Origin of the sequence: Collinsella sp. AF23-2, assembly GCF_003459245.1 — a bacterium.
Classification (GTDB): domain Bacteria; phylum Actinomycetota; class Coriobacteriia; order Coriobacteriales; family Coriobacteriaceae; genus Collinsella.
The window spans coordinates 83,798-107,367 of sequence record NZ_QRVG01000002.1 but is presented as its reverse complement, the minus strand read 5'-3'; the positions used below and the strand labels follow the sequence as shown (position 1 = coordinate 107,367).

Annotated in this window: 19 protein-coding genes; 7 read left to right on the top strand and 12 right to left on the bottom strand. The window is 63.0% G+C overall.

Annotation, left to right across the window (positions count from 1 at the left end):
- Nucleotides 1-77 precede the first annotated feature (77 nt).
- The gene (locus DWY03_RS02070; RefSeq protein ID WP_055310612.1) at nt 78-314 is read left to right on the top strand and encodes an FmdB family zinc ribbon protein; all 237 of its coding nucleotides are present in this window, start codon (nt 78-80) and stop codon (nt 312-314) included.
- 141 nt (nt 315-455) lie between these two features.
- Here DWY03_RS02070 and DWY03_RS02065 read toward each other — a convergent pair whose 3' ends face one another.
- The 5 genes from DWY03_RS02065 to gltX all read right to left on the bottom strand — a co-directional run bounded on the left by DWY03_RS02065 (nt 456) and on the right by gltX (nt 7,789).
- A complete protein-coding gene (locus DWY03_RS02065; protein ID WP_117839773.1) occupies nt 456-1,856 on the bottom strand; it encodes an RsmB/NOP family class I SAM-dependent RNA methyltransferase in 1,401 nt (466 codons plus the stop codon).
- Nucleotides 1,853-2,773, bottom strand: coding sequence for a methionyl-tRNA formyltransferase (fmt, locus tag DWY03_RS02060; protein ID WP_117839772.1), 921 nt, complete (start codon nt 2,771-2,773; stop codon nt 1,853-1,855). The genes DWY03_RS02065 and fmt overlap by 4 nt, the downstream gene beginning before the upstream one ends.
- Nucleotides 2,774-3,094: 321 nt before the next feature.
- On the bottom strand, nt 3,095-3,631 hold the full coding sequence (gene def, locus DWY03_RS02055) for a peptide deformylase (protein WP_117790334.1): 537 nt from the start codon (nt 3,629-3,631) through the stop codon (nt 3,095-3,097).
- An 18-nt stretch (nt 3,632-3,649) separates the two neighbouring features.
- A complete protein-coding gene (gene priA, locus DWY03_RS02050) occupies nt 3,650-6,103 on the bottom strand; it encodes a primosomal protein N' (RefSeq protein ID WP_117839771.1) in 2,454 nt (817 codons plus the stop codon).
- A 210-nt stretch (nt 6,104-6,313) separates the two neighbouring features.
- The gene (gene gltX / locus DWY03_RS02045; RefSeq protein WP_117839770.1) at nt 6,314-7,789 is read right to left on the bottom strand and encodes a glutamate--tRNA ligase; all 1,476 of its coding nucleotides are present in this window, start codon (nt 7,787-7,789) and stop codon (nt 6,314-6,316) included.
- A gap of 318 nt (nt 7,790-8,107) precedes the next feature.
- On the opposite strand from gltX, the gene metK reads away from it, so the two are divergent.
- From metK to DWY03_RS02015, 6 genes are all read left to right on the top strand, one after another.
- Entirely contained in the window at nt 8,108-9,388 is a 1,281-nt protein-coding gene (gene metK, locus DWY03_RS02040) for a methionine adenosyltransferase (protein WP_117837173.1), read from the top strand.
- A gap of 343 nt (nt 9,389-9,731) precedes the next feature.
- On the top strand, nt 9,732-11,339 hold the full coding sequence (gene sdaAA, locus DWY03_RS02035) for an L-serine ammonia-lyase, iron-sulfur-dependent, subunit alpha (protein ID WP_117837174.1): 1,608 nt from the start codon (nt 9,732-9,734) through the stop codon (nt 11,337-11,339).
- A 149-nt stretch (nt 11,340-11,488) separates the two neighbouring features.
- Nucleotides 11,489-13,222, top strand: coding sequence for a L,D-transpeptidase (locus DWY03_RS02030; RefSeq protein ID WP_158558600.1), 1,734 nt, complete (start codon nt 11,489-11,491; stop codon nt 13,220-13,222).
- Between the two features lie 129 nt (nt 13,223-13,351).
- Complete coding sequence (locus DWY03_RS02025) at nt 13,352-14,788, top strand: efflux RND transporter periplasmic adaptor subunit (RefSeq protein ID WP_158558599.1); 1,437 nt, start codon at nt 13,352-13,354, stop codon at nt 14,786-14,788.
- Nucleotides 14,788-15,561: an ABC transporter ATP-binding protein gene (locus DWY03_RS02020; protein WP_117837177.1), complete on the top strand. Its 774-nt coding sequence runs from the start codon at nt 14,788-14,790 to the stop codon at nt 15,559-15,561. The genes DWY03_RS02025 and DWY03_RS02020 overlap by 1 nt, the downstream gene beginning before the upstream one ends.
- Nucleotides 15,558-16,772 carry an ABC transporter permease gene (locus DWY03_RS02015; protein ID WP_117837178.1) on the top strand — a complete coding sequence of 405 codons (1,215 nt, stop codon included), beginning with the start codon at nt 15,558-15,560 and terminating at the stop codon, nt 16,770-16,772. The genes DWY03_RS02020 and DWY03_RS02015 overlap by 4 nt, the downstream gene beginning before the upstream one ends.
- Before the next feature lie 211 nt (nt 16,773-16,983).
- On the opposite strand, the gene cobK is transcribed toward DWY03_RS02015, so the two are convergent.
- Genes cobK through DWY03_RS01980 form a run of 7 tightly spaced genes read right to left on the bottom strand, consistent with a single transcriptional unit; the run spans nt 16,984 to nt 23,550 of the window.
- Entirely contained in the window at nt 16,984-17,757 is a 774-nt protein-coding gene (gene cobK, locus DWY03_RS02010) for a precorrin-6A reductase (RefSeq protein ID WP_117837179.1), read from the bottom strand.
- Nucleotides 17,754-18,395: a precorrin-8X methylmutase gene (locus DWY03_RS02005; protein ID WP_117839769.1), complete on the bottom strand. Its 642-nt coding sequence runs from the start codon at nt 18,393-18,395 to the stop codon at nt 17,754-17,756. Before DWY03_RS02005 ends, cobK begins: the two co-directional genes overlap by 4 nt.
- Nucleotides 18,396-18,911, bottom strand: a complete 516-nt coding sequence (locus DWY03_RS02000; protein ID WP_117839768.1) for a cob(I)yrinic acid a,c-diamide adenosyltransferase — start codon at nt 18,909-18,911, stop codon at nt 18,396-18,398.
- A complete protein-coding gene (locus DWY03_RS01995; protein WP_231500780.1) occupies nt 18,908-20,407 on the bottom strand; it encodes a cobyric acid synthase in 1,500 nt (499 codons plus the stop codon). The genes DWY03_RS02000 and DWY03_RS01995 overlap by 4 nt, the downstream gene beginning before the upstream one ends.
- Nucleotides 20,400-21,623 carry a histidinol-phosphate transaminase gene (locus DWY03_RS01990; RefSeq protein WP_158558598.1) on the bottom strand — a complete coding sequence of 408 codons (1,224 nt, stop codon included), beginning with the start codon at nt 21,621-21,623 and terminating at the stop codon, nt 20,400-20,402. Before DWY03_RS01990 ends, DWY03_RS01995 begins: the two co-directional genes overlap by 8 nt.
- Entirely contained in the window at nt 21,620-22,594 is a 975-nt protein-coding gene (cbiB, locus tag DWY03_RS01985) for an adenosylcobinamide-phosphate synthase CbiB (protein ID WP_117837182.1), read from the bottom strand. Before cbiB ends, DWY03_RS01990 begins: the two co-directional genes overlap by 4 nt.
- Nucleotides 22,594-23,550 (bottom strand): histidine phosphatase family protein, encoded by a 957-nt coding sequence (locus tag DWY03_RS01980; RefSeq protein WP_233506803.1) that lies wholly within the window; start codon nt 23,548-23,550, stop codon nt 22,594-22,596. Before DWY03_RS01980 ends, cbiB begins: the two co-directional genes overlap by 1 nt.
- Nucleotides 23,551-23,570 lie beyond the last annotated feature (20 nt).

Genomic DNA, 23,570 nt, shown 5'->3' with positions numbered 1-23,570 from the left:
ATATAGGGTACAGTTACAAACGTTTGAATTTTTGCGGGCAGAGTAATCTGCCCGCTTTGTGCTGAAAAGGAAGTATTATGGCGCGCTACGATTACAAGTGCTCGAGCTGCGGCAACGTGTTTGAGGTTGAGCATCCCATGTCCGAGACTCCCGAGGTCGTGTGCCCGAGCTGCGGCGCTCCGGCGGCCAAGACGTTCTCGGCCAGCGGCATTAAATTTGAGGGCAGCGGTTTCTACAACACCGACCAGCGAAGCGGCGGCTCCAGCACCAGCGCCACCAGCGGCTGCTGCGCCAACTGCCCTCACAGCCACTAGAAACAACGCGGCCCCGCGATCAACACCGATCGCGGGGCCGCTTCTTTAGATACCCAGGTTTCCTTATGAGTTGCGGTGAAATAAGGACTGTTTGGCAGGTAAAAGCCGCTATTCAATCCCTATTTCATCGCAACTTAGTAGTTACTTACGGACCAGGCGGGCGCAGAAGTGGCCGTCGTAGGAATCGGCGTTTACCGGTACGCTTTGGAAGAGGCCTCGAACGTTTTGGCGTACGGAGACGAGCTTCTTGGCCTGGGCGAACTCAGGCAATTGAAGAATCTGCGCCTCGGAAAGCGGTGCAACGCTAAAGCCGGCACCCTCGGGAGAGCTCAGGAACGCTTCCACGACCTGCGTGTTCTCCTCGTCGAAAACCGAGCACGTCGCATAGATGAGCTCGCCGCCGGCAGCCACGCGCGCAGCAGCCTCTTTGAGCATCGTCAGCTGCAGCTTGGGCAGCTCAACCGTCACATCCTTTTCGGTCAGGCGCCACGGGATCTCGGGATGACGACGCATGGTTCCGGTGCCAGAGCACGGCGCATCGATAAAGACCGTATCGAACTTAACCGGCTCGCCAAGCATGGCATCAAACGACGTCAGTACTTCATCAAGCTCGCAAGCATCACCCGAAACCGTACGAACGCCCTGAATACCTGCCTTATGCAGGCGAGCGAGATTCTGGTCGCACTTGCGATCATGCAAATCGAGCGCCGTATGCTGACGCTCATAGCCCGCACGCTTGGCCTGGCACATCATCACATAGGTCTTGGTGCCACGGCCGGCACCAATCTCAAGGCAGCAACCAGGGCGCGTGGCAGCTGTGGCGATAAGCTGGGCGTTAAGGTCCGAGGCCACCGCGGCAGCACGCTCAAACACACCCGAAGCAACGGTAACCTGGGCATCAACCGGGGCATGGCAGCCCGGGAAGACAGGCGCGACGAGCTGCGAGATATACGGATCGGGCTTGGAAGCAAAAGCGTTCTCATGCAGGGCCAGCGGCGCGGGGGCCAGATTGCCGGCAAAGTTAAGCGCACCCTCTGGTGTGTCAAACGATGCCATAATGCGAGCGCACAGCCATCGCGGCAAGCCCATCAGGCGAGACAGGCGAACCAAGCGTCGCTCAGACTCATCGGCATCCACCGCGGCGGCAAAATCATCGACGTTGTCCGCAACCTTATGCAGAACGGCGTTCGCCAGACCGGCGGCGGACTTAGCACCGCAGCGAACCAGCTCAACTCCCTGACTTACGGCAACGCGGCCAGGCGTATGCAGGTAGAGCATCTCGAAGGCAGAAATACGAAGCGCCATGCGAACGCGCGGCGCAACCTTTTTGGGCTTATCGAGAAACTGATCGAGCAGCTCGTCCAAAATACCCTGCGTGGCGGCAACACCCAGCGCCAAGCGGGCGGCAAAAGCGGAATCGCGCTGGTCAATAGCCTTGGCCAATGCGCGAGAGGACAGCACGTCGCGTGCATACATGCCGCGGCGATCGGCCTCCATCAGCACATCGAGCGCAAGCTTGCGCGCGGGAGACAGCCTGCTCATGACAAAACACCCCAGATAAGATCGGCACCCTGCAGGCCAGCAGACCAAGCAGAAGCAGTCATAGCACGCTTGCCATCGGGCTTAACCTCGAGCAGTTCAACCGAGCCATCAGAAAGGCCCAGGTAAACACGCTTGGCCTTAACGAGAACCTGACCCTCGCCGAGCGACACATCAGCCGCCGCAGCATCGAGCACACGCACGGTCTTGCCGGCAATCACGCAACGAGCAGGCGCGGTATCGGACGAAGCGAGCACATGACGCACGCAATCGAGCGCCGCCATTTGCGGATCCAAGCGCATCTCCTGCTTAGAAATCTTGGCAGCATGGGTAACGAGCGCCTCATCCTGTTCAGTCCACACGGCAGTGCCATCGGCAAGAGAGGGAAGCGTATCGGTAAGCAGTTTGCCGCCGAGCTCAGCGAGCTCCATGGTCAGCGCCTCAGCATGCTTACCGGCAACCGAGGTCGAGGCCTGCGCACAATAGGCGCCGGTATCCACGCCATGCCCAATGCGCATAATAGAAACGCCAGCAATCTCATCACCAGCAAGAATGGCACGCTGAATAGGAGCAGCCCCACGCCAGCGAGGCAGCAAGGACGCATGAACATTCACAATACCAAGCGGCGCCATATGCAGCACCTCATCCGGCAAAATGCAACCATAAGCAGCCACACAGAAAATATCGGCTTGCGCAGCTTGGAGCGCCTCAACAACCTCGGCCGTCATACGATTAGCCTCAATAACCGGCAACCTAAGCTCAAGCGCCTTGGCCTTAATAGGAGACGGCTCCAACTTTTTACCACGCCCGCGAACAGCATCAGGACGAGTAACAACAAGCGCAATCTCATTCCCAGCCTCAACAAGCGAAGTCAAAGAAGGCACAGCAAAATCAGGCGTACCCATAAACACAATACGCATAAAGATCGTCTCCCCTCAACCAAAGCCGAGACGGCTACAAAGAACAGCGGAAAGCAAGGTTCCCAGGCCATCCGCAATAACAATTCAACAAGAACAAATATACCCAAAACCAAGGAAAGAGCCGCAATAAAAGCAGCTCTTCCAACAAAGCACCTATCAGCGAAGACGCCCATCCCTGGCCCGACGGCACCTGGGCGAGACAAGCAGCGTCAACGTAGTCCCCGGGGCGCCCGCCTATATCGTCCCGCGCGCAGTTTCGCAGCGCAGCGAGAATGTTTGAGCACGGGATGATATAGGCGGGCGCCCCGGGGACGGACAAACCTACTCAGTCTCGCCCGGTCGAGCGCCGCGGGCCAGGGCGTCCTGGTACTCCTTGACGGCCTTGATCCTCTGCATAGGCTTAAGGCGCTCGAACATGGTGTTGCCGTGCAGGTGATCGATCTCGTGCTGCAGGCACACGCAGAACAGATCGCCCGAGGCCTCATAGCGAATCAGGTTGGCGTCCAGGTCATACGCCTCGACGACGACATGGTCGGGACGCTCGATCTCACAGCTAATGCCAGGAATGGATAGACAGCCCTCGCTATACGGAACGAGATGGTCGCTTTGCTCGACAATCACGGGATTGATGAGCACGTACGGGTCGTAGTCGTTCTTGTCACTGTAGTCGCAGTCGATGGTAACGAGCTGAATGAGCTCGCCGATCTGCGGAGCAGCCAGGCCGCAACCGCCGTTATCGAACATCATTTTCTTCATCTTCTCGGCAAGCGCCTCGATCGCCGGGGTGATCTCCTCGATGACGGCGCACTCCTGGCGCAGACGAGGGTCGGGCGACAGTACGATTCCGTTGGCTTCCATGGCCATCCTTTCGGTTTGTTACATCAAATCATAGGCGTCGACGTCAACGCTCACGCTCACGCCGCGCACAGAGCTCACCTCTTTGAGGCAGGCGTCGATATCATCAGAGACATGGTACCCCACGGGCGACTTCACAAGCAGATGGAAGCGGTAACGGTCCTTGGCTCTCTCGATTACACACGAAGCCGGGCCTAGCACCTGCGGCACGGCACTCCCCGCCCGCAAAAAATCGGGCGCGGCGGCATGCCAGCGGCGCTTAAGAAGCTTTGCAATGCGCCCAATGTAGTCCTGCGCGTCGTCTCGGTTTGCCGACCACACCAAGATGTTGACCAGGCGAACAAACGGCGGGTACAGCGCGTCGCGGCGCTGGTCCAAATCGTAGTCGGTAAAGATCGAACGGTCGTGCTCAGCGACGGCACGAATGACCGGATCCTCGGGCAGGTAGGTCTGGACGATCACCTCGCCGGGACGATCACCACGACCGGCACGGCCGGCGACCTGCTCCAGTAAATCGTAGGCGCGCTCCCCTGCGCGAAAATCGGGCAGCTTAAGGGCGAAGTCGGCATTGACCACGCCCACGAGCGTGACCTCGGGAAAATCGAGACCCTTTGCGATCATTTGGGTGCCCAGCAACACGGCGCAATCGGCCGCATCGAACTGCTCGAGCAGCTTTTTGTGCGAATCCTTGCCGCGCGTGGAATCGGCATCCATGCGGATGATGGCGACGTCCTCGGGCAGCATCTGGTGCAGTGCGTCCTCGATCTGCTGCGTGCCCAGCCCCATTTTTGCCAGGTAGCGGCTGCCGCACTTGGGGCAACGACTCGTGGGCGCGGGATACGGCTGCACGCGCCAGGAGGATCCGCATGTGTGACATTGCAGCGTGTGCGTGCGCTCGTGATACGTAAGCGCTGTGGAGCAGTGGTTGCAGGTGGGAACGCAGCCGCACTCGCGACACATCAGGAACGGCGCAAAGCCACGGCGGTTATGCAGCAGCACGGCCTTCTCGCGACGCTCGACCACACGCTCCAAGCCCTCCATCAAGGGTTTTGAGAACATGGAGCGGCTGCCGTGTGAAAACTCACGGCGCAGGTCGGCAATGCGGACCGTAGGCAGCACGGCGAGTCCCGGGCGCTCGGGCATCTCGACACGCGTCCAGGTAGCACCGTTGTATGTACCGCGGCGGCAGCGGTCGAGGGCCTCGGCAGAAGGCGTGGCCGAGCCCAGCACAAGTGGGCAGCGATAGCGGCGCGCCATCTCGGCCGCAACCTCGCGCGCATGGTAGCGCGGGCTGGAGCCCTGCTTGTAACTGGTCTCGTGTTCCTCGTCGATGATGATGAGACCCAGGTCGCTGAGCGGGCAAAAGAGCGCCGAACGCGCGCCGACGACAACGCGGGCAGTACCATTGGCAACCATGTCCCACTGGTCCAGGCGCTCGCCGGCCGAAAGGCGCGAGTGGAAGACCGCGACCGTCTCGCCAAAGCGCGAGCGGAAGCGGCCGACGGTCTGGGCCGTCAGCGAGATCTCGGGCACGAGCACGCAGGCAGAGCGGCCTGCCGCGAGCACGCGCTCGATAGCGGAGAGGTAAACCTCGGTTTTGCCGGAGCCGGTGACGCCGTCAACCAGCACCACGTCGCCATGAGCGTCAAGGCGGGCGCGCTCAATCTGCGCGAGTGCCTGTTGCTGGCCGTTGGTAAGGGAGACCGGCGCCTTGCCGCTTGCCGAGGACAGCGTAGTCTGCTCGCTGCAACCGCGCCAGGCACGGCGCTCCTCCACCACCACGATGCCGCGTTTTTCGAGCGCCTTGATGGTCGCCGACATACTGTTATAGAGAAGGTTGAGGTCGCGCGTCGTGACAGGACCACACTGGAGCGCCTCGATGAGTTGGCGCTGGCGGACCGCGGTCTTGGGTGGCGTGTAGTCAAAGCCTTCGGGCGTAAGCATCACCCAGCGGTTTTGGATGGGTTTGACGGCTGGACGTTCAACCGTCCACACACCGTCGTCGCCCTTGACCACACGCGGGCTGCCACCCGGAGGCAAGAACAGGCGCAGACACTCGGAAAGCGTCGCGACATACTCGCGGCTCATCCAACGTGCGATGCGGGCGGCTTCGGCGGTAAAGAGCGGTTTGCTGAGGATGGCCTCGATGGGCTTGATGCGCACCGGGTCGAGGGAGTTGTTGCCCGGCAGATCGCCCAGATCAGGCGCAATGTCGACGACATAGCCCGCGGCGGCACGGTTACCAAAGTGGACCAGGACCGTGGATCCGATCTGGACCTCGTTGGCAAGGGACTCGGGGATGCCGTAAGCAAACGGTTCCGACAGCGCACGGGTGGGGATGTCGAGGACCACGCTCGCGTAGGCGGCAGGGGGCTCGGACGAAGGCTTAGACTGAGCCGAGGCAGCGGCAGGCTTGGGCTTCACCGGAGCTTCCTCCGGTTCCGGCAAACCAAACAGCGACAGTTGTTGAGCCATACACCACCTCTAACGAACGGACCTGAAAGGGGTGGGACAAAATAATCAGTAGAGTTTGTCCCATGGCCGATACGAGTGTCGAGCTCGTTGCGTCACTCGAACATGGGACAAACACTACTGATTATTTTGTCCCAGCAACCCACTCATCGGTACAGAAACAAGAGCCCCGCTCGGGTGAACGGGGCTCGGATACATGCATTTGCGCGTCTACTACAGCGCCATCGTGCGAGCGCGGTCGATACGCGCCAGGCAGTCGTCGCGGCCGACGAGCGCCATGGTCTCGCCCAGCGGAGGGCTAACCATGTTGCCGCAGACGGCGACGCGCAAGGCCTGGAACACCACGCGCTTCTTGAGGTCCATCTGCTCGGGCAGCGGCTCAAGCGCGGCGTCGATGGCCCCGGCAGTCCACTTGTCCACGCCCTCGAGCGCAGCCTTGGCGACATCCAGAATGGCGCCCATGCCTTCCTTAGCCAGGCCCTTGTTAACGGATTTCTCGTCATACTCGAGCGTCTCGGCCGTAGCAAAGATGGGAGCGGCGACGGTCACGGCGTCGGTCGGCATCTTGGTGCGCGGCTTGACGATGGCGGCAAGCGCATCAATCCAGTCCTCGCCGTACTCGACGTTGCCCTCGATGAGACCCGCCTCGTGCAGCTTGGGGACCATGATCTCATCGGCAAACTGCGCGTCGGACATGCCGTTGATGTACTCGGCATTGACCCAATCGAGCTTCTTGGGATCGAAGGTCGCCGGGTTCTTGGAGATGCGGTCGAGCGAGAACTTGCTGGCTAGGACATCGCGCGGGATGATCGTGGTCTCGCCGTCGAGCGACCAGCCGAGCAGCGCCAGGTAGTTGACGAAGGCGTCGGAAAGGTAACCGGCGTCGCGGTACTCCTCCACCGAAGTTGCGCCGTGGCGCTTGGAGAGCTTCTTACCGTCGGCGCCCAGGATCATGGAGATGTGGGCGAACGTGGGCACGGGCGCGCCGAGGGCCTCGTAGACCATGACCTGGCGCGGGGTGTTGGACAGGTGGTCGTCGCCGCGGATGACATGGGTGATCTTCATCATGGCGTCGTCGACGACGGTCGCGAAGTTGTACGTGGGCGTGCCATCGGAGCGGAAGATGACAAAGTCGTCGAGCTCCTTGGCGTCGAAGGTCACCTCGCCGTGGACGGCATCGTGGATGACGACGTCGCCGCGGTCCACGGGCACCTTGATGCGCAGGACGTAGGACTCCCCGGCCTCGATGCGGCGGCGGGCCTCCTCGGGATCAAGATCGCGGCAACGGCGCTGATAGCCCTGGAAGGGGTCCTTGCGCTCCTGCGCGGCCTTGCGGTCGGCGTCGAGCTGCTCCTTGGTGCAGAAGCAGGGATAGGCCTTGCCCTCGTCCCAAAGCTTCTGGGCGGCCTGCTTGTACAGGTCCAAGCGCTCGGTCTGGGCGTAGGGGCCAAAGTCGCCGCCCACCTCGGGACCCTCGTCCCAGTCCAGGCCCAGCCAACGCATGGCGCGCAGGATGATCTGCGTGTTCTCGTCGGTGGAGCGGGTGGGGTCGGTGTCGTCGATACGCAGGATGAACGTGCCGCCGTTTGAGCGGGCGAAAGCCCAGTTATAGATAGCGGTGCGGGCGCCGCCGATGTGCAGCTTGCCCGTCGGTGAGGGTGCAAAGCGGACGCGAACGTCTGATGCCATGGAAATCTCCTCGATTGCAGGATGGATGTCTAACCGCACCAGTATAAAGCATCAAAGCAACCTCCGCATAAAGGGCACCGACCCAGTCATTGAGGAAAGACTTAAATGACCAGTCTTTGGGCAACCTGTCGGCACTTAGGTAAGGCTGTTCGTTTAAGCCTGTCCCCAATGAGTGCCCGGCCGGTCATTTAAGTCTGTCCCCAATGAATAGGTGCGGAAAGGGTGTGAATGTTTGAATTACGCGCTATGATGTGCCCTTGCATAGAGAGCCCGGCGGAATGGTAACGGTCGCTGGGACACGTTTTTGAAAGGACAATCATGTCAGAAGAACTTCGTTCCATCCCACCCCAACACGGGTCCTTCGTTTTTACGTCGGAGTCGGTGACCGAAGGTCATCCCGATAAGATCGCCGACCAGATCAGCGACGCCGTCCTCGACGCAATCCTCGCCAAAGAAATAGAGCTCCAGGAGCAGGGCTACATCGCCCCCAACGGCGTGCCTGCCAACGTGGAGAACGTTCGCTGCGCCTGCGAGACCCTCGTGACCACCGGCACCGTCATCGTCGCCGGCGAGATTCGCACCCAGGCCTACGTCGACGTGCAGGAAATCGCTCGCGGCGTTATCCGCCGCATTGGCTACAACCGTGCCAAGTTCGGTTTTGACTGCGACACCTGCGGCGTTATGAGCCTCATCCACGAGCAGTCACCCGATATCGCCCAGGGCGTCGACGAGTCCTTCGAGACCCAGACCGGCGCTACCACCGACCCGATCGACCTGATCGGTGCCGGCGACCAGGGCATGATGTTCGGTTATGCCTCCAACGAGACCAAGACCCTCATGCCCATGCCGCACTACCTGGCGAGTCGCCTAGCCGAGCGCCTGGCCGCCGTGCGTCACGACGGAACCCTGCCCTATCTGCGTCCCGACGGCAAGACCCAGGTCACCGTGCGCTACGAGGAAGGCAAGCCCGTCGAGGTCACGACCATCGTCATCTCCACGCAGCACGCTGCCGAGATCGAGGACATGGGCAAGATCAAGGCCGACCTTATCGAGCACGTCATCACCCCGGTCATGGCCGCTGAGAACATGCCGTGGGACAACGCCGACATCTACGTGAACCCCACCGGTCGCTTTGTCGTGGGCGGCCCCATGGGCGACACGGGCCTCACCGGCCGCAAGATCATCGTCGACACCTACGGTGGCTACGGCCGTCACGGCGGCGGTGCCTTTAGTGGCAAGGACTGCACCAAGGTTGACCGCTCCGCCGCGTATGCCGCGCGCTGGGTCGCCAAGAACGTGGTCGCCGCCGGTCTGGCCGACCGCTGCGAGGTCGAGCTTGCCTACGCCATCGGCGTTTCCAAGCCCCTCTCAATCATGGTCGACACCTTCGGTACCGCTAGGGTCGCCGAGGACAAGATCGTCGAGGCCGTAGAGAAGACCTTCGACCTGCGCCCGGGCGCAATCATCCGCGACCTAGACCTGCGTCGCCCCATCTACGAAAAGACGGCAGCCTACGGTCACTTTGGCCGCGAAGACCCCGACTTCACCTGGGAGAAGACCGACCGAGTCGAAGAACTCAAAGCAGCCTGCGGCCTGTAAGCTAACTCGAAAAGCTACAGCCAAAAAACAACGCACCAAAAGAAGTACCGGCTCCAACCGGTACTTCTTTTTTATTTAAAGGTGGTGAAGATGAGCCGACCTGGGACATGGAATAGGTCATAGGCCGATAAATTTCGCAGCAGAGCGACTTCAACCATGTATCCTAAGTTCCGAGGGCTTTGGTATCTGGTCGGTCGCGAGTTCCGCACGAGCCGGAGAGCACTTAATGTGCTCTCCGTGCGAGCAGGACTGCCCGAGCAGGCGACCAAATACCAAAGCCCTCGGAACGGCGGGATAGAGTATGCCCCGCCCCTCGGGACGACGGGATAGAACAGGAGCACCCATGGCAGGCAAGCCGCAAACACTAGCTACGACCTCGGCATTCGAGATCTTGGGCCCCGTCATGGTCGGCCCCAGCTCATCGCACACCGCCGGCGCCCTGCGCTGCGCCCAAGTTGCCGCCAGCCTGCTGGAAGGCCGCATCACCAAGGTCACCTTTGGCCTGTGGAACTCCTTCGCCCACACCTACCGCGGCCACGGCACCGACCGTGCGCTCGTCGCGGGCATCCTGGGCCTCGACACCGATGACGAGAACATCAAGCAGGCCTTCGACCTCGCGCGCGAGCAGGGCCTAGAATATCACTTTGACATCAAGGGCGACGACGCCTCCATCCACCCCAATACCGTCGACATCGACATGGTCGACGACACGGGCGCCACGGCACAGGTCCGCGGCGAGAGCCTGGGCGGTGGCAAGATGCGCATCAGCCGCATTAACGGCGTCGGCGTCGACATCTCAGGTATGTACTCCACACTCTTCGTGGCGCACAAGGACGTCCCCGGTGTACTCGCCGCGCTCACCAACCTGCTCGCCTACGCACACGTGAACATCGCCTTCTGCCGCACCTACCGCACCGAAGTGGGCGGCCAGGCCTACTCCGTCTTTGAGACCGACGGCGCGCCCGACGACACCGTCGTCCCCATGCTGCGCAAGCTCGACAATGTCGATTACGCAACGTTTATCGAGCTCCCCGGTTCTGCCTCGTCGCTCTCCCCCGGCGTCTCGGCCAAGGAAATCTTCGACGACGGTGAGCAGCTGCTCGATGCGTGCGAGGAACTGGGGCTCAGCATCGGCGCCGTCATGGCCGTTCGCGAGGCGCGTCTGACCGGCGAGGCCCACGCCGTCGCCGCCATGCGCCGCGTGCTCGAGGTTATGCGCGAGGAGACCACGGCCCCCCTCGCCAATCCGCAGCGTTCGCTCGGCGGGCTAATCGGCGGCGAGGCCAAGCTTGTCGAAGCCACCGGCCGCAACGATTTGAGTGAAAGCCTGATGGGCCCCGTCCAGACCGAAGCCGTGGCCCGCGCGATGGCCGTGCTCGAGCGCTCCGCCACGATGGGAGTGATCGTCGCCGCCCCCACGGCAGGGTCCGCGGGTGTTGTACCCGGCTGCGTGCTTGCGCTCGCCGATCGCCTGCAGCTCGACGACGAGCAAGTCATGGACGCGCTCTACTGCGCAGCCGCCATCGGCCTCAACCTCACCACGAGCGCCTGCGTCGCCGGCGCCGAGGGTGGCTGTCAAGCCGAGGTGGGAAGCGCCGCCGCCATGGCAGCCGCCGCGCTGGTGCAGATGCTCGGCGGCACGCCCGAGCAGGCGCTCGACGCCAGTTCCATCGCGCTGAGTAACCTGCTGGGCCTCGTTTGTGACCCCGTCGGTGGCCTCGTGGAGGTGCCCTGCCAAAACCGCAACGCCATTGGCGTGGCAGCGGCCTTTAGCTCGGCACAACTCGCTCTCGCAGGCATTAAGAGCTTGGTGCCGTTTGACCAGATGGCACATGTCATGCTCTCGGTGGGCCACGCGTTGCCGGCCACGCTGCGCGAGACGGCAAAGGGCGGCATCGCGCAGGCTCCGGCCGCACTTTCGGCCTGTGCAAAATGCGGTGTGTGCGGATAGCGGCAAAGAACGACTCAAAGGTGGGACAAATGTCCCACCTCTTTTGAATGCCACCGTTTCCGTACCACAAACAGCAGGGCAATCGCTATAATGCAAGCCCAGTAAAAACACGATGAACCGCAAGGCGAAAATCGAAGGATATGCATACGATGTCGCAAAACGATCGAACTCAACTGATTCCCGATCCGCAGCAGCCGAGCAGGCACACCGGCGGCGTTCAGTCGCCGCGTCCTATCGCGCCGAGCCACGGTCAGCAGCGTAGTGCAGCAAACGCTTCCCAACGCCCGAACCAACAGCGACAGCAGCGTCAACAACGTCAGCAGCGCCAGGCAAACGGCAATGCGCCCAAGCAGCCCCCCACGCACGCTCGGGGCGATCGTGGCCCCGCGCGCAAACCCGCCGAGAACAAAAAGTCGGGCAAAAAGACGACGCTCTTTGTCGTCCTGGGTCTAATCGTCATTGTCTATATCGTAGGCGTCGTAGCATTTTCGCAGGTAGCCTACCCCAACACCACCATCGCCGGCGTCGACGTCTCGTTCTCCAACGCTTCGTCTGCCGCCACCAAGGTCAACTCGGCATGGAAGCACTATAAGCTCACCGTGACAGGCGATGACTTTAGCTGGACCTATCAGCCCGAGTCCGATGAACCCATCGTCGACGGTGAAGCTGCCGCAAAAGAAATCATCAACCACAACGAAGCCTTTATTTGGCCGGTCCGCCTTGTGGAATCCTTAAGCGGCAAGACCAAAACAACTGCTACCTCCAACGAAGTCGATCTTGATCAAGACGTCGACCTGTCCATGCTCTCCGACACCTTTGACCAAAAGAAGTTTGAGGAGGACCTGGGCGCCGCTATCGACGAGTTTAACGAGGGCCGTTCGGGCACGTTCGAGGCCAATAGCTCCTATGACGAGCAGGCCGGCAAGTTTACCGTCGAGAAGGCGCGCTCCAACGAAAAAATCAACCGCGAGCATGTCATTAAGTATGCCGAGCTCGAGCTTTCCTCGCTGGCCGAGACCGTAGATCTTTCCAAGCTCGGCAACGATGCCTATGAGCCACTCAATGGAACGCTGACAGATGATCAGATTCAGGCCGCATGCGATGCCGCCAACAACTTCCTGGGCGTCAACGTGACCCTTAAGCTCAACGGCGAGGATGCCGGCAAAGTTGATGGCAGCTCCGTATTGCAGTGGATCAGCTTTGCCGATCCGGCCAACCCCACGCTCGATACGTCGCAGATCAGCAGCTGGGCAGCCGAGCTCGCCAACGGCTTTAATACCGTGGGCTCCACTCGCTGGTGGACGCGCGCCGATGGCAAGCAGTGCGCCGTCGAAGGCGGTGACTTTGGTTGGTCCATCGACAGCAGCTCGCTCGCCAAGCAGGTCGAGGACGCCATCAACAACAAGCAGACCGGCGAAATCGAGATCAAGTACTCCCAGAAGGCCGACACCTTTACCGCAAAGGGAGAGCCCGACTGGAAGGCGTATATCGACGTCGACCTGTCCGAGCAGCACGCGCGCTACTATGACGAGAACGGTAATATCGTTTGGGAGGCCAACTTTATTTCCGGCAAACCGGGCGAAGACGCCACCCCCGAGGGCGTGTGGCAGATCAACAGCAACGACGGCGGCAGCACCCTGATCGGAGCCAAGGACCCCGAGACCGGTAAGCCCAAATACGAAAGCCCGGTGAGCTACTGGATGCCGTTCGAGGGCAATATGATCGGCTTCCACGATGCCACCTGGCAAAACGACAAGAGCTTCGATAACGCCGAGTCGTACAAGTGGTGCGGCAGCCACGGTTGCATCAACCTGCGCCTGGCCGACGCCAGGGCACTTCACGACTGCATCAAAGTCGGCCTGTGCGTGGTCGTGCACTCGTAGGAAAACACGCCTTCACACAACGGGGAACTGACGCTCCAATCTAACAGTTCCGAAAGAATCCGCCATATGCGCCCGCCCCAACCGGTGGGCGCATATAATTATCGAGGTTCTTTCTATAAAGGAGACGCTATGCCGAATGTCCCCACGCTCACCCCGGGCCCGGATGATACCGAGCACTCGCCCGAAGGTGCCACCGAAACGATTCCTCTGATTACAGACATACCTGCCGACAAACAAGGCGAACGCACAAACGATACGGCCGAGATTTCCGATGAAGAGGCATATGCCAAGCTCAAGGCAAAACGTGCCGAACGTCGACGTAAAAAGCTGATTCGACGCGGTATTGCCGCCGGCGTCGTGGGAGTCATCGCGCTCATTGCCATTATCGCAACCCTGGTTATCAATGCGCAGCCACAGGGCACTAGTGGGCCTGTGACCGACATGGTGACCGAGGGTACGTTTACCACAACGGTCGAGGCGAAAGGCCAGCTCAAACCCATTTCGTCCTCAGTGGTCTCCCCTTCTGTCGACGGCACGGTCGATTCGATCAACGTGCAGGCAGGCCAATCCGTCAACGAGGGCGACGTGCTTATGACCATTAAAAACGACGAGCTCGATCGCAACGTTGCCGAGGCGCAGCGTGCAGTTGCAGCCGCCCAGGAAGACCTCGCCAACGCGCAGAAAGCCGTAGCCGCCGCACAGGCCACCCCAATGACGGACGTCGAGGGAGCTTCCGCAGCGGCTGGCATCTCCGCCGCATCGGCGGACACGAACGCCGTATCGGCCGCGCAGCGCAGCCTCGCATCGGCCCAGGCAAACCTCGATCAGGCGAACGCCAAGGTAGTCAGCCGTACGGTCACGGCCCCGAGCTCGGGCAGTATCGTGGAGCTCAACGCCAAGGTGGGCGCCACGGTAACGGGCGGCATGATCATGGGCGAAAGCGATACGAGCGGCGGCAAGCAGTGCATGCAGATCGCCGACCTATCCAAGATGAAGGTGACCGTGCAGGTGGGCGAAAAGGACATCGCAAAGATCGCCGTTGGGCAGAGCGCCAACGTCACGTATCCCGCGTTTCCCGATATCGTGAGCATGGGCACCGTCACGGCTATCGCGTCGGTGGCAAACTCCGACGCCGCCAACGGTGGCGGCGGCAGCGTAACCTTTAACGTCGACATTCTCATCGAGGCGCCCGACGCGCGCCTGAAGCCGGGCATGACGGCCGAGGTATCGGTGGTGACCGAGCAGCTCGACGACGTGGTAATGGTGCCGACGATGGCGCTCATCACCGAAGACGGCGAACACTATTACGTCAACGTGGCGACTGATGACGAGGGCAAGCAGACCCGTCGCGTTAAGGTGACCGTCGTGACGCAAAACGACAACGAAGCCGTAGTCGGCAAGACACAGGTCAAGCGAGACGACCAGGGCAACGAGATCAACCCTAACGTGCCGGTTACCAAGCTGCGCGATGGCGACACCCTCGTCATGGACACCGGAGCGGACGCAATGGCTGACGGCGGCTACGGCGCGAATTCGGGCAGCATGTCTGCCGACGAGGGCATGTAATGCGTCCCGTCATCGACATCCGCAACGTGCACCGCATTTTTGAGAGCGAGGCGGGTTGCGCCCACATCCTGCACAACGTGAGCCTGGCGGTAAATTCCGGCGAATTCGTCGCTGTCACTGGCCCCTCGGGCTCGGGAAAATCAACGCTCATGAACATCCTAGGCTGCCTGGATAAGCCGACGGCGGGCGACTACTACCTGCAAGGGCTCAACGTGGCCGAGCTTGACGATGACGAGCTCACCGAAGTTCGCGCCCTGAGCATTGGCTTTGTCTTTCAGAGCTTCAACCTGCTGCCGCGCCTGTCGGTTATCGAAAACGTCATGCTGCCGCTGGCCTACACCAATGTGCCCCGTAGCCAGCGCGAAATGCGCGCCGTGCACGCGCTGCAGGCTGTCACGCTGCCCGTCGACCACTGGGACCACCGCATATCCGAGCTCTCGGGCGGCCAGATGCAGCGCGTCGCCATCGCACGCGCCCTCGTCAATGACCCGCCCATCATTCTGGCCGACGAGCCGACGGGAAACCTGGACTCCGCTACCGGAGCGCTTGTGATGGAGACCTTCCATAAGCTCCAGAAGCGCGGCAAAACCATCGTGCTTATCACACACGACCCCGGCATCGCCGCCGAGGCCGACCGTGCCGTGACCATCCGCGACGGTCGCATTCACGACGGCGCGTATATTCCACATGCACCGCGGACCCTGCGCAGCGCCGTAGATAGCCTGCCCATGATTTCCGCCTCCGCCAACCCGCCGAAAGGAGAGATGGCATGAGCGCCCGCGATCTCATCCAGGAAGCCCTTCACTCGCTCGAGGCCAACAAGGGGCGCAGCCTGCTCACCATCCTGGGCATTGTCATCGGCATCGCCTCGGTTATCGCCATGACTTCGCTCATCGGCGGCATCCAAAACAGCCTGGTCAACAGCCTGGGCCTCAATGCGGCACGCATGGTGCAAATCTATTCGTCGCAAGAACTCACCGAGTCGGACATCGAGAAGCTTCAAAAACTGGTGCCGCAGATAGAGCAGATCGGCATTGTCGACAGCGCGTATACCGAGTATAAGACCGGCGATAAAAGCTATACCGTCATGGCACAGGGTGTCGATAGCGACATGCTCGACGCCGTGGGGGCCAGCAAGCTCGTTGCGGGGCGCACCTATTCCCAGGCCGAGTCCCAATCAGGCTCGCGCGTGGCGCTCATCAGCCGCAACGGCGCCGATCAGCTTTACGGCAACGAACAGGATGCGCTGGGGAAAACCATCAAGGTGTCCAACGGCGAGGTGCAGATTGTAGGCGTGATTGATGGGGGCAGCGACTCCATGGGCTCGCTCACGCTGTATATGCCACGCGAAACTATCTCCGGACTGTTTGGCGACGAGAATCCTTCATTCCCCAGCGTGACAGCACTTGCCGCCGAGGGTACGGACATGGATGAGCTTTGTAAGACCATCGAGTCCAAGGTGCGCGCGATGAAGGGCATCGAGGAGGAGGATGAGTACGACAGTGTATCGGCGACCTCCATGAAAAGCGCCATCGATGCGCTCAACTCCTTTATGGGCGCGTTCTCGCTCATCATGGGCGCTGTCGCCAGCATCTCGCTACTTGTCGGCGGTATCGGCATTATGAATATGATGCTTACCAACGTAACGGAGCGCATCCGCGAGATCGGCATCCGCCGCGCTCTGGGCGCAAGTCGTCGCGATATCACCGCGCAGTTTTTGGCCGAATCCTCGGCGCTGTGCGTCACCGGCGGACTGCTAGGTGTCCTGATTGGCTATCTGCTGGCATGGGGCCTCGCGATGTTTGCCTCCGGATCCGGGATTCTTGGCGAACTCGGTGCCAGCGGGCAAATCACACCGAGTTTTTCAATCGCCACCGTGCTGCTGGCCTTCGCCGTCTCCGTCGGAATCGGCGTAATCTTTGGCTTCTACCCCGCTCGCCGCGCAGCAAAGCTCGACCCGGTGGAGTGTCTACGCTACCAGTAAGCCACCACCAACAAGTTGCGGTGAATTAGGGACTGAATGTGCTATCTAGCAGCAAAAACAAACACTATTTCACCGCAACTTATTGAAGGGCTGCTTGCGCCAGTTCCGGGCTTCGTCCTCGAGCTATTGGCGGATGACGGTCTTGTACGGTTCGAGCTTGCTCGAGGCGCTTCTCCTCGCTGGCGGGAGGGCGCACAGGCGCGGCGAGCGCCTAGCGCGCGAACTCCCGTAAGAGCGCGTCCTCCACTTCCCTAAGCGAAAGGGCCCCGCCTCCCTCGGCGGGACGGGCGACCACGATACAGCGCGCTCCCACGTCGCGCGCAGAGGCGATCTTCTCGGCCGTGCCGCCTACGGTTCCCGAGTCCTTGGTCACAAGCCACTGGGCGCCCACCTGCCGAAGCATCGCCTCGTTGAGCTCGCGGGTGAAGGGCCCCTGCATGCCGATGATGTGCGATGGCGAAAACCCCGCGTCGATGCACTTCGTTATAGCACCGGGCAGCGGGAGCACACGCACGAAGAAGCGCTCCGCGTAATCGACGACGCTCGTGTAGGGAGCAAGCTCCTTGCTCCCCGTCGTGAGAAGCGCGCGACCCGGGTTCTCGGAGAGAAAGCGCGCCGCGCAGGCGATCGACGTGACCGAGACGACGCCTTTGGGCAGCGCCTCGACCGGGCGCGCAAGGCGCAAGCATCGTGCACCCACGGCGAGCGAAGCGGCCCGGATGTTGCCGCTTGCGAGCGTAGCGAAGGGATGCGTGGCGTCGACGACGATGCGCGCGCCGGAAAGTTCGCGCTCCATGTCGGCCTCTTCGAGCCTGCCCGCATGCACCTCGATGCCCGGGAGCTCGCCCAAAAGCTCGCCTCCGTACTCGGTTGCCGCGTAGGCACGGGCGGGGATGCCCACCCCGCTCGCCCATTCGCACAGAAGGCGGCCCTCGGTGGTGCCGGCGAAGATACGCAGCGCCGGCGCGGATGCGGGCGCCGTCACTTCAGGCCGCCTGGGCGCGTGATCTCGTAGAGCAGCGCGTTCATAATGGCGGCCGCCACGGTCGAGCCGCCCTTGCGACCCCTCGCGACGATGGCCGGCACGCGTCGCGCGAGTAGCTCCTCTTTCGCCTCGACCACATTCACAAACCCGACCGGCACCCCAACGACGAGCGCGGGCGCGATCTTCCCCGCGTCCATGAGCTCGGCGAGGCGCAGAAGTGCTGTGGGAGCGTTACCGACGGCCACGATGAGCGGACCCTCGATGCCGCAAGCTTTGTCCATGCTCGCAACGGCGCGAGTCGTGCCCGCGGCGCGCGCCGTTGCGGCGACATCCGGGTCGGCCATGTAGCACACGGCCTGGCAGCCGATCTTCGCGAGCGCGGGCTTGCTTATGCCTGCGAGCGCCATGTTCGTGTCGGTGAGCACCGTGGCCCCTGCGCGCAGCGCGTCGAGCGCACAGTGCGCGGCGTCATGGGTGAACACGAGGGAATCGGCGTACGAGAAGTCAGCAGTGGTGTGGATGACGCGCTTCACGACGGGCTCTTCGAGCGGCGGGAACGTGCGGCCGCCGAGCTCTTCGGTGATGATCTCAAAGCTGCGCCGCTCGATGTCGCCGGGCGCCATCTCCTTGGAATCCATCTAGTACTCCACTCCTTCCCTTGCACATATCCCCTGCTCGTAGGGGTGTTTCTCGCACCGCATCTCGGTTATGTAGTCGGCCTTCTCCACGATCTTGCGGGAAGGCGCGCGCCCGGTGAGCGCTACTTCGACGCCGCGCGCGGACATATCGAGCGCGCGGTCCACGAGCGCCTCGTCAACAAGCCCCTTCGAAAGCGCGTCGAGCGCCTCGTCGAGCACGAGCAGCCCCTCCTGCGCGCCCTCGAGCTCGGCGAGCGCGGAAGCGAGGTTCCCATCGTGCAGCTCGCGCGTCGCGGCAAGTTCTTCCGACGTCATGGACCAGGTAAACTTGTCCGACGCCTTCCCCGCGAACACGGGCACGCCGAAATGCTCGGCGAGCAGGCGCACCTCCCCGCTTTCGCCGTCTTTCAGGAACTGCACGACGACGACGCGGCGGCCTGCGGCGAGCATGCGAAGGGCGAGGCCCATCGCCGCCGTGGTCTTGCCTTTGCCGTCGCCATGATACACGTGGATCATACGCCCTCCTCGATAATGCGGTAGACATACTCCATGTCGAGCGCCCCGCGCACGGAGTCGGCCAGGCGGTCGAACTCGCGCGCACGATGATCGGCCGCGGACACCGCGCCCTCAGCACCCACGACGCTCTCGGGCAGGCCGCGCATGCGCGCGAGCGAGCGCGCGAGGGCGAGTGCCACCCCCGGTTCGTCGAACAGGCCGTGGAGATAGGTTCCGAACACGTTTCCGCAGGCCGCGCCTTCTGGTTTGCCGCCAATCGTGCCCGCAGGGGCGCAGGAGACGGTCGTTTCGCCGTCGTGAATCTCGTACCCGCGCGCCATCATGCCGTTCCACACCGAGAACGCGCCTTGGGCGCCCGTGATGCGCAGCTCCGATTGGGCGAGGCGCTTTTCCTCCTTGAACACCGTACTTGCAGGAATGAGCCCGAGCCCGCGCGCGGTGCCAGCGCCTTCCCTGCCGTGCGGGTCGGAAAGCTCGTCTCCCAAAAGCTGGTAGCCTCCGCATATGCCGAGCACCGGCGTGCCCGCGCCCGAAAGCGCGCGTACACAGGCTCCGATGCCGCTAGCCGCAAGCCAGCGCGCGTCGTCGAGCGTGGTCTTCGAGCCGGGGAGCACCACCAGGTCGGGCCGGCCCAGATCGGTCGTCGAGGAAACGTAGCGCACGCCCACGCCGAGCACGCGCGAAAGCGGGTCGAAGTCGGTGAAGTTCGACAGATGCGGAAGGCGCACGACGGCAACGTCGATGACACCGCGCGCCTCGCGGGCAGATAGGCGCGGTGCGAGCGAGTCCTCGTCGTCCAGGTCGAGCGTAAGATACGGCACGACCCCCACGACGGGAACCCCGCACATCTTCTCGAGCGGGTCCAAACCCGGGCGCAGGATTTCCACATCGCCGCGGAACTTGTTCACCACAAGCCCCCGCAAAAGAGCGCGATCCTCGGGCGCAAAGAGCGCGACCGTGCCGTAGAGCTGGGCAAACACCCCGCCTGGGTCGATGTCGCCCGCGAGCAGCACGGGGGAGGACACGGCGCGCGCGAGCCCCATGTTGACGATGTCGTTTTTGGCAAGGTTGATTTCGACGGGGCTGCCGGCGCCCTCGATGACGATGACGTCGTTTTCCTCCGCGAGCGAATCGAACGCCTCCAAAATCTGCGGCATGAGCGCCTTCTTTCGCGCGAAGTAGTCCCTCGCAGCGAAGGCTCCCTGCGCCTTGCCGGCCACGATGAGCTGGCTTCGGTGGTCGCTTTCGGGCTTGAGCAGGATGGGGTTCATGCGCACGTCGGGCGCGATGCCGCACGCCTCGGCCTGCATGATCTGGGCGCGCCCCATCTCGAGCCCATCGGCCGTGACACCGCTGTTGAGCGCCATGTTCTGGCTCTTGAAGGGAGCCACGCGCAGGCCGTCCTGCGAAAGCACATGGCACAGCCCCGCCGCAAGCAGGCTCTTCCCCGCGTTCGACATGGTGCCCTGGATCATGATGGGCTTCGCCCTACCCACGGGTATCGACCTCCTTCGCCGAGCCTCGGCCATCCGCGACCGCCATAGCGCCGCTGCAAGAAGCGCCGCCCCGTTCGTCGGGTTCGCCTTCGCCCGATGTGCCTTCCGCCCGAAGCGCGCGGCTGAACGCCATCGCAAGCCGGGCGTTCTCCTTGCGCGTGCGCACCGCGACGCGGCACCAGAAACGGGACAGTACCGAAAACGAGTCGCACGTGCGGACCAAAACCCCTTGTTTATACAGGCGCTCGGGGATGTCTTTCGCCGGCGTGCGGACTAAAAGGAAGTTCGCATCCGACGGCACGACGGAAAGCCCGAGCGAGGAGAGCTCGTGGGAAAGCCACGCTCGCTCGCCCGCCAATACATCGCGCGTGCGCGAGACGTATTCGACGTCTTCCAGGGCGGCTATGCCAGCGGCCTCGGCGACCGAGGAGACGGGCCACGCCTGCCCCGCCCGGCGAATCCCCTCGATGAGTTGGGCGTTTCCGCTGATCAGATATCCCAACCGCAACCCCGCCATTCCGTAGAGCTTGGTGAATGCGGAGAGCACGGCCACATGGCGCGAACACGCGGCGCGTGTGGCCACGCTCCTTTCGCGGGCGTCGGGCGCAAATCCGAGGAAGCACTCGTCCACGACGAGCAGCGCGCCCACCTGCTCGCAGCGGCAAGCCGCGGCATCGATCACGCGGGGGTCGACGAGGCGCCCCGTCGGGTTGTTCGGATTGCAGAGGTACGCCACGTCTCTCGGCCCCTCGATCGCGCGGGCGAAGGAGGCGGGCACGTCGAAGTCGTCCGCTTCGGAGAGCGGGAACTCCTGCACGCAAGCGCCGTAGTACGATGCCGCCTCCGCATATTCAGAGAACGTCGGCGCGCACACGACGATGCGTTTCGGGCGCACCGCTGCGGCGAGCCGCCAGATGATGTCGGACGCGCCCGCGCCGCAGACGATAGTATCTTCGGGAATGCCCTGGGCGCGCGCTAGGGCGCGAACGAGGGCGCGGCTTTCCCTATCGGGGTATGCGTCGATTCGAGAAAGTGCCTTGCAAGCTGCGGCGACGGCCCGCGGGGATGGGCCTGCCGGATTCACGTTCACCGAGAAGTCGATGAGGTCGGAGGCGCCCCCTTCGCAAGCGATGCCGAGCGATTGCCAGCTGCCCCCATGCGCACGGGCGCGCAGGATTCCCCCGGCAGCCCGGGACGCCGCGTGGTCTTCCCTCATACCATCGCCCCCACGACGAGCACGACCGCCGCGCGCGCGGCGCCGAAGACGACAAGCGCGCATACGGACGCGGCGAGCATGAGCCTAGTCGCCCGGGCGATGTCGCCCCACTCGATTTCGCGGGACGCGTCGCCTATCGTCGGTTTCTCAACGAGCTTGCCGAAATACACCGCGGGTCCTGCCAGGCGCAGCCCAAGCGCGCCCGCGCACGCTGACTCGGTCTGCGCCGCGTTCGGGCTCGCATGGCGACGCCTGTCGCGGCGCCAGATGCGCGCCGCCCCACGCGCGTCGAGCCCGACGATCGGGCACACGGCGATCATGAACAAGGCCGATAAGCGCGAGGGAATCCAGTTCACCGCATCGTCGAGGCGCGCCGAGGCGCAGCCGAAGTCGATGTAGCGCTCGTTTTTGTAGCCCACCATGCTGTCGAGCGTGTTCACCGCCTTGTACGCCATGCCCAAGGGCGCACCCCCGATCATAAGGTAGAAAAGCGGCGCGATGACGCCGTCGCTCGCGTTCTCCGCCACAGTTTCCACGGCGGCGCGCACGACGCCCTGCTCGTCGAGAACAGACGTGTCGCGTCCCACGATGAGCCCGACGGCTTCGCGCGCCGCGACAAGGCCGCCCTTCGAGAACGCGCGGGCCACGGCCAGGCTCTGGCGGCGCAGCTCGCATGTCGCGAGAATCTGATAGCTCACCCATGCCTCGGCCACGAAGCGCAAGCCGGAGTGAACCATGCCGCAAAGATGTAGGATACCCCAGGTCAAAAGCCCACACGCAAGCGGAAGCGCCACGGCGAGCACAAGCCCTGCGGCACGCGTGCCCGCGGACGTTTGCGGGAATGCGCCCCGCAGGCGGCCTTCGGCCCACGTGATCGCGCGCCCCATGGCGACGACGGGATGGGGAAGCCAGCGCGGGTCGCCGAAGGCAAGGTCGGCCGCGAACCCGGTGGCGACGGCAAGAATGGTCATCACCGGACATCGCCCCCCGAAGCGGGGCGAACGTCGCGAAGGCAGCGCCCATCCCAGGTGGCGGCCCATGCGCCGCCCGGCTCGGTATGCACGTCGAAGTATCCCATTTTCGGGACAGCTAGCTCGGAGAGCAGCGCTTTCACGGTACCCGCGTGAACGACGAAGACGGCGCGCCCACTCCCCTGGGCGCGCTCCGATTCGCACGCCTCCCGAAACGCCGCGACGACGCGGCGGGTGAAATCGCTCTTGCCCTCGCCATGCGGGCAGCGCGTCTCGCACCAGGAGTCTACCCAGGCGCGGTAGCGCACATTCTCTTTAAGCTCGGCAGCGCTTCGCCCCTCGAAGTCACCGAAATCCATCTCGCGCAGACCGGGGCACGCCATAAGCTCCGCGTTCGGGAAGAGGATGCGCGCCGTCTGGTCGGTGCGGGCCATGCCGCTCGTGATAACACGGAACACGTCACGAGCGCACGCGAGGTCGCGCAAAGCGCGCTCGCCCGCGCTCGACAGGGGCTCGTCGGTGCCCGCCCCGCTGTAGCGATGGTCTTCCGTGCCCGCCGTGGCACCATGGCGCACGAAGACGACTTCCAAAGGCGCGCCCACGCCCTGCGTCCCTCGAGGCGCATCGGCAAGGTTTCCTTTGATGACCTGGGGAATCCCGCACGTCATGCGCACGACGACGTCGGCGCGCGCAGCGAGCGCGCATCCCAAGCGCCCCGCGCGCTCGCGCCATTGGGCGTCTTCCGCACGCATAGGGACGACCCCCGAGCCGACCAAGGTCAGAATCACTGCGTCGAAGCCGATCAGCCACTCGAGCGCCCGGTCAGCGTCGAGCGCGCGTACGAGTTCCTCAGCACGGTACGCGACGCGGCCGGCAAAAGCCGCGGGCACGCCGCCCTCCGCTAGCTGCGCCGCGTCGACGAAATCGTCCGCCGCGAACCCGAGCTTTTCGCGCACGAAGGTCCTCTTCCCCGAAT